We start from the raw sequence: 10,729 nt of genomic DNA, 5'->3' as shown, positions 1-10,729 counted from the left end.
GGGGTCCGGGGCGGGGGCTACGCGGGTGGGCGCATGCGGAAGTCGTACGACGGCGGCAGCGGCGCGGCCGACACCGTCGACCAGACCTCCGACAGCGTCTCCTCCCCCTCCCGGAGGTCCGCCGGCTCGAAGCCGTCCTCGAACACCCGCCGGGCCGCGCCCACATGCCCCTCCGCCGCGAGCAGCCGCGCGGCCAGCAGCCGGAAGCGCCCCTGTTCCCGCAGCGCAGGCCGCAGGCGGTCCCAGACCGCCCGCGCCCCGGCGGGCCGGCCCGCCGCCAGCAGGGCGGTCATGGCCTCCCGGCCGAGCGCGGACTCCGCCGCCGTCCACGCCTCCCCGCCCCGGCTCTGCGCCGCCAGGTCCTCGAACGCCTCCGCGTACCGGTCCGCCGCCCGCTCCGGATCCCCGGCCAGCGCGTCCGCCACCGCCAGGCACCTCAGCAGCGGCCACCGCGACGGCGCCAGCGCCAGCCCGCGCTCCCAGCTGCGTACGGCCTGGGCGGTGTCCCCCGCGTGCCACTGGGCCACGCCCAGGTGGTACTCGGTCAGGGGGTCCGCCGGGGCGGTCTCCAGCATGTCCCGCCAGTGCGGCGCGACCAGGCTCGGCCCCGGCGGGACGACCCGCTGCGGCGCCGGGTGCGCGCCGGTCCGCCACAGCGCCAGCCACGGCTCCTGGGCCTCCTCCAGGACGGCCTCCGGGAAGGGGGTGCCGGGCAGGTCGAAGCCCCCGCGCAGCACCTCCAGCGCCCCCCAGCCCGAGCCCCGCGCCAGCCACTCCCCCGGCCCGCCGTCCGGATCGGCGTCGGCGGAGGCCCGCCGCCACGCCTCGTGGGCCGCGTCCAGGGTGCCGGGCGGCAGTGCCGCGTCCAGCGCCGCACCGGCCGCCGCGCGGGCCGCCGCCCAGTCGGCGCCGTGCACCGCGGCCGGGTCCGCGGACAGCGGCCCGTACGCCTCCAGCCAGCTGAACTCCGCCCCGGCGTCGAGCCGTACGTGTTCCAGCTGGGTCCGGGCGAGCCCCGCCTGGATCTCCGCGTAGCCCCCGGTGCCGGGCTCCGTCAGCCACTCCTGCCAGCGCCGGCCGCCCGGACCCGCGCCCCACACGAACAGCTTGCGCCCGCGCAGCAGCCCCGTGGAGGCCTGCGCCAGGCCGTGCCCGTCGGCGTCGAGGGCGGCGATCCAGGGGCGGGCGGCGGCCCCGGGCTCGACCTCGTAGAAGAAGTCGGCCGGGTAGGTGCTGTCCAGCGGGTAGGTCCGGTCCGCGTCCTCCCACCTGGGCACGGGGATCCGGCGCAGCGCCCGCTCGTACCCGAAGTGCCAGGCCTCCTCAGCCGGGGCGAGGACCCGCGTCCCGGAGTCCTCCGGGACGGCGGTGTTGGACCACCAGTAGACGGCGGCGGGGCGCTCGTGCGGATTGCGCACGCGGACCCCGACGTAGAGGAAGTCGGAGTCCTCCGGCAGCCACAGGTCCACCTGGAACGGCAGGTCGCGCAGCCGCTCCCACTCCCACAGCCGCACCATCACCGCGCCGTCGGGCGCGGGCACGAGCGCGGCGTGCAACGGGGCGCAGGACAGGGCGGTGTGGCCGGTCGCGCCGATGTTCCACTCGATGCCGCCGGAGAACCAGGCGCCGTTGAGGGCGAAGTTCGCGGGCTGGAACACCGGATTGCGGTAGAGGAGTTCACGGCCGGTGGGGAGGTGGACCAGGGAGTGGATCCGCCCTCCGAGGCCGGGCAGCACGGTGGCGCGCAGCCGCCCGTTGTCGATGACGACGGCCTCGAACTCCCGCTCCACGCGCCGTCGTCCGTACCCGTCGCGGATCTGGACGGGCAGCAGGGAGCGCAGCGGCTCGTACCCGATCTGACGGGCCATGTCGCGCGGCAGCCCTTCGCGCGAGCGCTCGTCCAGGTCGTGCACCCCGTCGGGGGCGCGCAGGGCGGGCAGGGGGTTGTCGGGGCCCAGGGGGGCGGCGGGGAGGGTCAGCGGGACACGTCGGACGGTGGTGGCCATGGGGGAATGGAACACGGCTGGGGGGTCGGTGCACAGGGGTTCTGCGCATGACCACCGGTCAGGATTACGCAAAGGGGCCGGGGGGGGCGTACGCGTGTCCGGGCCGTCGCCGGTGGCCGCTGCGCGGGGCATGTCACGCGGGGCATGTCACGACGGGGTCGGCGCGGTGATGGCCCAGCGTTCGTGGTCGCGCCAGGCGCCCGCCACGTGGAGGAAGTCCGGGGAGAAACCCTCCAGACGGAAGCCCCGCCCCCGGACGAGGGCGATCGACGCCGCGTTGCCCGGCTGGACGTTCGCCTCCAGGCGGTGCAACCCCAGCCCCGTGTCCGCGAAGGCGTGCGCGAGGAGCAGGTCGAGGCCCTCCCCCAGCAGTCCCCGTCCCGCCGCGTGCGCGAACGCCCCGTAGCCCAGCGCCCCGCACTGGAAGGCGCCCCGCACGATGTTGTTGACGTTGATGAACCCGGCGATCGCCCCGCCGGCGAGCTCGCACACCAGGAAACCGGCCCGCAGCCGCCCCTCCGCCAGGGCGGCCGCGTACGGCTCGTACGCCTCGAGCGTGTCCGGCGGGAACAGCCAGGGCCGGTGCAGTTCGCGGCTCTCGCGGACCCGTGCGGTGAACTCCGGTCCGTCGGCGGGCCGAACGGGGCGCAGCCCGACTCTCGGGCCTTCCCCCAGGTACGTGGAGGTGGAGGTGGAATATGGCATCGACTCAGGCTACGGCCCGTGACAGCATCCGCGGTGTGATCACCGACCCGGATGCCCGCGAGCTCCTGCACGCCGCCGCCCGCAACAACGCCGAGTGGTGCGGGGCCGTTTCCCGCAGCGGCCACTTCCGCCGCACCGTGTGGTGCAGCCCGCGGCGCACTCCGCCGCTGTATCCCGACGCCGTCACCCTCACCCCCGCGGCCTCCGCCGCCGACGTGCTCGCCGGGGTCGACACCACGGCCCCCGGCTGCTCGGTGAAGGACAGCTTCGCCTCGCTCGACCTGGCCCCGGCCGGGTTCGAGGTGTTGTTCGACGCGCAGTGGATCCACCGTCCCGCGGGGGCCGCCGCGCCGTCCGGGGGGCGGCTGGAGTGGGACGAGGTCGAGGGGCCGGGGGAGCTGGCCGCCTGGGAGGCGGCCTGGTCGGACGGGGAGCGCGGAGGCACGGGGCTGTTCCACCCCGGCCTCGTGCGGCAGGGGATCGTGTTCCTGGCCGGCCGCGACGGGGAGCGGATCGCCGCCGGGGCCGTGCTCAGCACCGGCGGCGGAGCGGTGGGGGTCTCGAACGTGTTCGGCCGGACCAGGGCGGACACCGACGAGGCCTGGGCCGCCGCCCTCGACGCGGCCGCCCGCGACCGGCCGGACCTCCCGGTCGTCGGCTACGAACACGGCGAGGGCCTCGAAGCCGCTGTCCGTGCCGGCTTCACCCCGATCGGCCCGCTCCGCGTCTGGCTCCAGCGGCACACCTCCTAGCGCCGCCCGCCCGCCTGCTACTCCGTGCGCAGCTCCAGTCTCGGGACGTCCGGTCTGTCGAGGCCGAAGACCTGGGCGTACAGGGAGAGTTCCGCCTCCAGGGCGCGGACCATCGTGTCCGCGCGGCGGAAGCCGTGGCCCTCGCCCTCGAAGGTGAGGTACGCGTGCGGGACCGCCGGGGTCCGGGCGCGCAGGGCGGTCAGCAGGCGTTCCGCCTGGGCGGGCGGGCAGACCGGGTCGTCCAGGCCCTGGAGGAGGACGAACGGGGCGGTGATCTGGTCGGCGCGGGCCACGGGCGAGCGTTCGCGGCAGCGGAGTTCCAGGGTCTGCGGCGGGCCGGCCAGGCCGTCGGTGTAGTGGGACTCCAGGTCGTGGGTCTCGGCGGCGAAGCCCCGCAGGTCCAGGACCGGGTAGATGATCGCCGCGCAGGCGTACAGGCCGGTGGCGGCCAGGGAGGCGGCGGCCGTCCAGCCTCCCGCGCTGCCGCCGCGGATGGCCAGCCGGGCGGGGTCGGCGGTGCCCTCGTCGGCCAGGGCGCGGGCCACGGACGCGCAGTCCTCCACGTCCACCACGCCCCACTGCTCGCGCAGCCGTTCGCGGTAGGCGCGGCCGTAGCCGGTGGAGCCGCCGTAGTTCACCTCGACGACCCCGATGCCACGGGAGGTGAAATAGGCGATGTGCAGGTCCAGCACGGGCGGCACGTGGTCGGTGGGGCCGCCGTGCGCCCACACCACGTACGGGGGCAGTTCCTCGGCGGGTGCGCGCAGGGCGGGGTGGTGGGGCGGGTAGACGTGGGCGTGGATCTCGCGGCCGCCGGGGCCGGGGAAGGTGCGGCTCTGCGGCTCGGGGTAGTACGCGGGGTCCACGGGGTCCGGCGCGCGGGCACCGACCACCCGGGCGTGTCCGGTGGCGGTGTCCAGCTCCACCACCTCGTACGCGCTGCGCGGGCTGGCGGCGACCCCGTAGACGCGGGTGCCGCTGACGGCCAGGCCCGACTGCCACGCCGTCCACGGTCCGGCGGCGTCCACCAGGTCGCCGCTGTCGGGGTCGAGGACGCCCAGGAGGGAGGAGCCGCGGCCGTGCAGGACGGCGACCGGCCCTTCCGGGAGCGGGGCCAGCCAGGTCAGGCCCGGCTTCCACAGGGGGCCGCCGAACTCCTCCTCTCGGGGGCACAGGTTGACGGGCGGCCCGCCCTCGGGGTCCACCCGGTAGGGGTTCCACCAGCCGCTGCGGTCGCTCACCGCGAGGAGGCTGCCGTCGGCCGCCCATGCCGCCTGGGCCACGGCCTCGTCCGGGCCGCCGAGGACAGTACGGGGCGGGCCGAGCGTGCCGTCGGGGCGGACGTCGGCCAGCTGGAGTTCCGTTCCGTCCCAGGGCATCCGGGGGTGGTCCCACACCAGCCAGGCGGCGCTGCGCCCGTCGGGGGAGGGCTTGGGCCCGGTGCGGAAGCGGTGCCGGTCGCCGGTGAGCTCCCGTACGGCGGCCCGGTCGCCCGCGGCGGAGCCGTCGAGCGGGACGGCGGCCGCGACGCGGCGCACGTCACCGGGGGCGGGGCCGGTGAACTCCTCCAGCACGCACCAGACTTCGCCACCGCGCAGCACGGGGTCGGCCCAGCGCAGCCCGCCGCCGATCACCGAGACCGGGGTCAGCGGGCGGGGCGGCGGTGCGCCGGGGGCGTCGGGCTCGTAGGCGTACAGCCGCTGGTCGGGGTGGTGGACGAACACCACCAGCGGTCCCCCGTCGTCCCGTTCGGCCCCGGCCCAGGGAAGACCGCCGTACTCGGTGAGCCGGCTGCGCACGTTCCAGGGGGCCGGGAGCACCGACCGGGCGGGGCCGCCGGCGGCGGGGAGGCGCACCAGGGTGCGGCGGCCGCCCTCCTCGGGCCGGGGTTCGGTCCACCACACCTCGGAGCCGATGGTGCCGACGTACTCGGGGCGTCCGTCGTGGGCGGCCGCGTGGGCGGCGGCGAGCGGTGAGGGCCAGCTGCCGTATGAGGGCCAGCTGCCGTAGGGGGCGCAGGCGGCGGCCGCCGCCATCACGGGGCCACCATCACAGGGTCCGCAGCGCGCGGTCCAGGACGCGGACGCCGAAGTGCAGGGCTTCGACGGGGACGCGTTCGTCCACGCCGTGGAAGAGGGCCCAGTAGTCGAAGTCGGGCGGGAGCTTGAGCGGGGAGTAGCCGTAGCCGGTGATGCCGAGGCGGGAGAACTGCTTGGCGTCGGTGCCGCCCGCCATGCAGAAGGGGACGGCGTGGCCGTCGGGGTCGAAGTGTTCGACGGCCTCCCGCAGGACGGCGTACGTCCGCCCGTCGACGGGGGCTTCGAGGGCGACCTCCCGGTGGTGGTACTCCCATTCCACTTCGGGGCCGGTGAGTTCGTCGAGGACGGCGGTGAACTCGGCCTCGCCGCCGGGCAGGGTGCGGCCGTCCACGTAGGCGGTGGCGTGTCCGGGGATCACGTTGAGCTTGTAACCGGCGTTGAACATCGTCGGGTTGGCGCTGTTGCGCAGGGTGGCCCCGACCAGGGCGGCGGCGGGGCCGAGTTTGCCGAGGACCGCGTCGAGGTCGAAGCCGGGGGCGCGGGGGTCGACGGACAGGCCCTGGAGGGCGGCGAGTTCGGTGATGCAGGCGGCGACGGTGTCGGTGAGGCGGACCGGCCACTCGTGGGCGCCGATCCGGGCGACGGCGGCGGCGAGGCGGGTGACGGCGTTGTCCTGGTTGGGTTTGGAGCCGTGTCCGGCGCGGCCGTGCGCGGTCAACTTCAGCCACGCGGTGCCGCGTTCTCCGGCGGCGATGGGGTAGAGGGCCCGGCCGGGTCCGGTGTGGAGGGTGAAGGCACCGGACTCGCTCAGGCCCTCCGTACAGCCTTCGAAGAGGTGCGGGTGGTGGTCGGCGAGGTAGCCCGAGCCGTCCACGGCGCTGTCCTCCTCGTCGGCGGTGAAGGCGATGACGATGTCCCGCCGCGGCCGCGTCCCGGTGCGCGCCCAGGCCCGTACGAGGGCCAGCACCATCGCGTCCATGTTCTTCATGTCGACCGCCCCGCGGCCCCAGACCACCCCGTCGCGGACCTCGCCGGAGAAGGGGTCCACGCTCCAGTCGGCGGCTTCGGCGGGGACCACGTCGAGGTGGCCGTGGACGAGGAGGGCGGGGGCGGAGGGGTCGGTGCCGTCGAGGCGGGCCACCACGTTGGTGCGGCCCGGGGTGCGTTCGAGGAGGACGGGTTCCAGTCCGGCGCCGGCGAGGCGTTCGGCGGCGTACTCGGCGGCCGGTCTTTCCCGGCAGTCTCCGCCGCCGCGGTTGCTGGTGTCGATGCGGATCAGCTCCGAGGTGAACGCGACCACCTCGTCGAGGGCCGCGGCGTCCAGCGGCTCCCCCGGCGCACGGGGAGCCGGCCCGCGGGAAGCCGGCCCGCGGGAGGCCGTGCGGTGGGAGGCCGGCCCGTGGGCGGCCGTCTCGTGGGGGCCCGCCGCGCCGGGGCCGCCGTCCAGCGGTTGCATGTCAGCCATACTGCTCCTCCAGAGCCGCCGAGACGACCGTGGTGACCGCTTTGAAGGTCCGGATCCCCTCGTACATGGTCCCGCTGGTGTACGCGATCCTGCGCTCGCCGGTCCGTTCGACGCCCGGGACGACGGTGGCGGCCATCGACAGGTGCTCCGCGTCGAACTCCACCTCCATCGTGTGCGGTCCGCCGCGCACCGGCTCGTGCCGGACGGCGAGCTTCACGGCCTCCTTGGCGGCGGCCCGGATGTCGGCGGCGGTACGGGCCGGGGTGCGGCAGACGGCCGCGTAGCGCGAGACGTGGTCCTTGACGGCGACGGTGCGCGCGTCCGGGGCGTAGCCGGCCGCGTCGACGCAGGTCAGATCGTCGCCGGTGACGAGGATGACCGGGACCCCGTACTCGGCGACCACATGGGCGTTGAGCACGCCCTCGCTGGCGCGCAGGCCGTCGAGCCAGACGCCGGTGAGGGAGTTGGCCAGGTAGGTGTGGGCGAGGACGCCCTCGGCGCCGGCGCCGGTGTGGTAGCCGACGAAGGCGACGCCGTCGACGTCCCCGTGCTGGACGCCCTCGACCATGGAGAGGGACTTGTGCCGGCCGGTGATCATCTCGGCGCGGGCGTCGAGCTCCTCCAGCAGGAGGTTGCGCATGGTCCAGTGGGCCTCGTTGATGAGGACCTGGTCGGCGCCGCCCTCGTAGAAGCCGAGGACGGCGGCGTTCACGTCGGAGGTGAACATGCCCCGGCAGCGCTCCCACTGGGGGGTCCCCGGAAGCACGTCGGCGGGCCAGGTGACGCCCGTGGCGCCTTCCATGTCGGCTGAGATGAGGATCTTCATCGGGCCCCCGGTGAGTCGGGTCGACAGGAGCCCCACCCTAACCGCCCGGCCGCGCCCCGGCCCGGGGGCCACGCCCGGGCGGCTCGGGGGCACGGCGCGGGGCTTGACGCGTGGGCGGCCGGGACGGCGGCGACGTCCGCCGCGGGCCTGGGAATTCCACCCGAACCGGTGAGCCGTTTACGGGGAGTTGCCCTGACCGCGGCCCGACGGCGCGGGTCAGGCCTCGACTTCGCGGGCCAGGTTGTCGAGCACGGTGTCGTAGATGCGGCCGAGGCCCTTGGGCGCGAAGGTGCGCTCGAAGAAGCCGCCGATGCCGCCCGCGCCGTTCCAGACGGTGCTGACGACGGCCTTGGACTTGCCCTCGCCGGCCGGGGTGACGGTCCAGGTGGTGACCATGGACGAGTTGCGGTCCTTCTCCACGAGCTGGCCGTCCGTGGGCTCGGTGACCTCCAGCAGGCAGTCACGGACGCGCTTGCTGGTGGCCTGGAGCTTCCAGTGGACCAGGGTGCCCTCGCCGTCGCCGCCCTCGCGCACCTCGTACTCGCTGAAGTGCTCGGGGAGCAGCTTGCCCCGGGTGCCGGTGTAGTCCGCCAGCGCGTCGAAGACGGTCTCCGCGTCGGCCCCGATGATGCGCTCCGTGGTGGCCTCGACCTGCGCCATAGCTGTTCCTCCAGCAGTTGTGTTCGCTCTTCGCGGCAAGCCAACCACCTCCGGGGCGGCCGCCCAAATCCGGGGGAGGCGGATCCGGGCCCGCCGGCGACGTGGCCGCGGTCCCGGCGGCCGGCCCCCCGGATGGCTCCCCGGCGGCCCTCCCCGTGACCCGGACGCCGCCCGAGGGGTCATCACATCGGGCCAATGGGCGGCCCAATCCCGCGTTCCGGGCGCGGTTTCCGGGACGATTCCGCCCAGACCCCTCGGCTGGGAGGCCCCATGCTCCACCCCGTACCGCACCCCGCGAAGCAGCGCGGCCCGCTGAAGAGGCGCGCCGCGCTGCTGCTGGCGATCTCCACGGTCGCCGCCGCCCTCGCGAGTCCCGTCACCGCCGCCGCCCCGGCGCCCGCGCCCGCGCCGGCCGCCGCCGGGCTGCGCTGGACCGGCTGCGCGACCCCCCGCTACCCGACGCTGCAGTGCGCCTCCCTCCGGGTCCCCCTCGACCACGAGCGGCCGGCCGGGCGGCAGATCTCCCTGGCCCTGACCCGGGTCCCGCACACCGCCTCCGTCTCCCAGGGCCCCCTCCTGGTCAACCCCGGCGGCCCGGGCGGCAGTGGCCGCGCGCTGGCCGGGTTCGTCGCCTCCGCGCTGCCCAAGGACGTGGCCGCCCAGTACGACGTGATCGGCTTCGACCCGCGGGGCGTCGGCAAGAGCGAGCCCGCCCTGGACTGCGGAGCCGGGCACTTCAAGCCCGTGCGGCCGGACTCGGTGCCGCTGGACGCGGCGACCGAGCAGGCCAACCTGGACCGGGTGCGCTCCTTCGCCGAGTCCTGCCGGGCCAAGCACGCGGACGTGCTGCCGTACGTCGGCACCGTCTCGGCCGCCCGCGACCTGGAGGTGCTGCGCACGGCGCTCGGGGCGGAGCAGCTCAGCTACTTCGGCTACTCCTACGGCACCTACCTGGGCGCGGTGTACGCCAAGCTCCACCCGGACCGGGTGCACCGCCTCGTCCTGGACTCCGTGGTCGACCCGGGCGGCGTCTGGTACGAGGACAACCTGGCCCAGGACCAGGCCTTCGACGCCCGCCACAAGGCGTTCCTGGCCTGGGTGGCCCAGTACGACTCCACGTACCACCTGGGCACCGACCCGGCCGGCGTCGAGCGGCGCTGGTACGGGATGCGCGAGGCCCTGCGCGGGACTCCGGCCGGCGGAAAGGTGGGGCCGGCCGAGCTGGAGGACACGTACATGCCGGGTGGCTACTACAACGGCTACTGGCCGCACCTGGCCGAGGCGTTCGCGGCGTACGCGGTGAAGCAGGATCCGAAGCCGCTGGTGGCGGCGTACGAGCGGTTCGGCGCGGTGGAGCCGTCGGCGGGCAACTCCTACAGCGTGTACACGGCGGTGCAGTGCCGGGACTCGGCGTGGCCGAAGGACTGGAACAGGTGGCGGGCCGACATGTGGCGCACGCACGCCAAGGCACCGTTCATGACCTGGAACAACGCCTGGTACAACGCACCGTGCGCGTTCTGGCCGACGGAGCCGCTCGAAGCCCCGGACGTCACGAACACCGCCCTGCCGGGGGCGCTGCTGTTCCAGGCCACGGAGGACGCGGCGACCCCGTACGAGGGGGCGGTGAGCATGCGGAGCAAGCTGGCGGGCTCGGCGCTGGTGGTGGAGGAGGGCGGGGGCAACCACGGGATCGCGCTGAGCGGCAACAAGTGCCTCGACGAGAAGCTCGCCGCGTACCTGAGGACGGGGCAGGCCGCCGACGCGTCCTGCCCGGCGCAGGCCGCGCCCAAGCCGACGGCGGCGACCCGCGCGGTGCCGGCCTCGGCGGGCGGGGCGGCCCTGCACGGGCTGCTGGGCTTCCGGGGCTGACCGCCGGCGGGCATGATCGTCCGCATGACCTCATCCCCGCACAGCAGCAGTGACAGCAGCGACGGCCGCGACAGCGGTGACGGCAGCCACCTCACCCGGATCGCCGCGCCGGAGGGTGTCAGCCCCGGCACCGGATACAGCCACGTCGTCTGGGGCACCGGGCGGTTCGTGGCCGTGTCGGGGCAGTGCGCCCTGGACGAGAAGGGGGAGGTGGTCGGCGAGGGCGATCCCGCCGCCCAGGCCCGCCGGGTGTTCGAGAACCTGCGGCGGTGCCTGGCGGCGGCCGGGGCGGGGTTCGAGGACGTGGTGAAGCTGACGTACTTCGTCACGGATGTGGCCCATCTGCCGGCGGTTCGGGCGGCGCGCGACGAGGTGATCGCGCCGCACCTGCTGCCGGCGTCCTCGGC

Annotated in this window: 9 protein-coding genes; 3 read left to right on the top strand and 6 right to left on the bottom strand. The window is 75.4% G+C overall.

Features of this window, described 5'->3' with window-relative positions:
* Window positions 1–17 precede the first annotated feature (17 nt).
* Entirely contained in the window at window positions 18–2,006 is a 1,989-nt protein-coding gene (locus VR44_RS25585) for a DUF5107 domain-containing protein (RefSeq protein ID WP_045949947.1), read from the bottom strand.
* 147 nt (window positions 2,007–2,153) lie between these two features.
* Window positions 2,154–2,711, bottom strand: a complete 558-nt coding sequence (locus tag VR44_RS25580) for a GNAT family N-acetyltransferase (RefSeq protein ID WP_045949946.1) — start codon at window positions 2,709–2,711, stop codon at window positions 2,154–2,156.
* Between VR44_RS25580 and VR44_RS25575 the strand changes: the two genes are divergently transcribed.
* Window positions 2,705–3,463 carry a hypothetical protein gene (locus tag VR44_RS25575; RefSeq protein WP_245692197.1) on the top strand — a complete coding sequence of 253 codons (759 nt, stop codon included), beginning with the start codon at window positions 2,705–2,707 and terminating at the stop codon, window positions 3,461–3,463. The genes VR44_RS25580 and VR44_RS25575 overlap by 7 nt on opposite strands.
* A 17-nt stretch (window positions 3,464–3,480) precedes the next feature.
* Here VR44_RS25575 and VR44_RS25570 read toward each other — a convergent pair whose 3' ends face one another.
* The 4 genes from VR44_RS25570 to VR44_RS25555 form a co-directional block, all read right to left on the bottom strand.
* Complete coding sequence (locus tag VR44_RS25570; RefSeq protein ID WP_045949945.1) at window positions 3,481–5,499, bottom strand: S9 family peptidase; 2,019 nt, start codon at window positions 5,497–5,499, stop codon at window positions 3,481–3,483.
* A gap of 13 nt (window positions 5,500–5,512) precedes the next feature.
* Window positions 5,513–6,967 (bottom strand): M20/M25/M40 family metallo-hydrolase, encoded by a 1,455-nt coding sequence (locus VR44_RS25565; protein WP_245692195.1) that lies wholly within the window; start codon window positions 6,965–6,967, stop codon window positions 5,513–5,515.
* Window positions 6,960–7,793 (bottom strand): M55 family metallopeptidase, encoded by an 834-nt coding sequence (locus VR44_RS25560; protein WP_045949944.1) that lies wholly within the window; start codon window positions 7,791–7,793, stop codon window positions 6,960–6,962. Before VR44_RS25560 ends, VR44_RS25565 begins: the two co-directional genes overlap by 8 nt.
* Window positions 7,794–8,009: 216 nt before the next feature.
* Complete coding sequence (locus tag VR44_RS25555; RefSeq protein ID WP_042813038.1) at window positions 8,010–8,453, bottom strand: SRPBCC family protein; 444 nt, start codon at window positions 8,451–8,453, stop codon at window positions 8,010–8,012.
* Between the two features lie 270 nt (window positions 8,454–8,723).
* On the opposite strand from VR44_RS25555, the gene VR44_RS25550 reads away from it, so the two are divergent.
* Window positions 8,724–10,322: an alpha/beta hydrolase gene (locus VR44_RS25550; RefSeq protein WP_094191913.1), complete on the top strand. Its 1,599-nt coding sequence runs from the start codon at window positions 8,724–8,726 to the stop codon at window positions 10,320–10,322.
* A gap of 24 nt (window positions 10,323–10,346) precedes the next feature.
* Window positions 10,347–10,729, top strand: a 383-nt coding sequence (locus VR44_RS25545; RefSeq protein ID WP_045949948.1) for a RidA family protein, incomplete at its 3' end; no start/stop codon positions are given.

The organism is Streptomyces katrae (genome assembly GCF_000966975.1).
Classification (GTDB): domain Bacteria; phylum Actinomycetota; class Actinomycetes; order Streptomycetales; family Streptomycetaceae; genus Streptomyces; species Streptomyces katrae.
The sequence above is the reverse complement of the archived record's forward strand: the minus strand, read 5'-3'. Positions and strand labels throughout refer to the sequence as shown.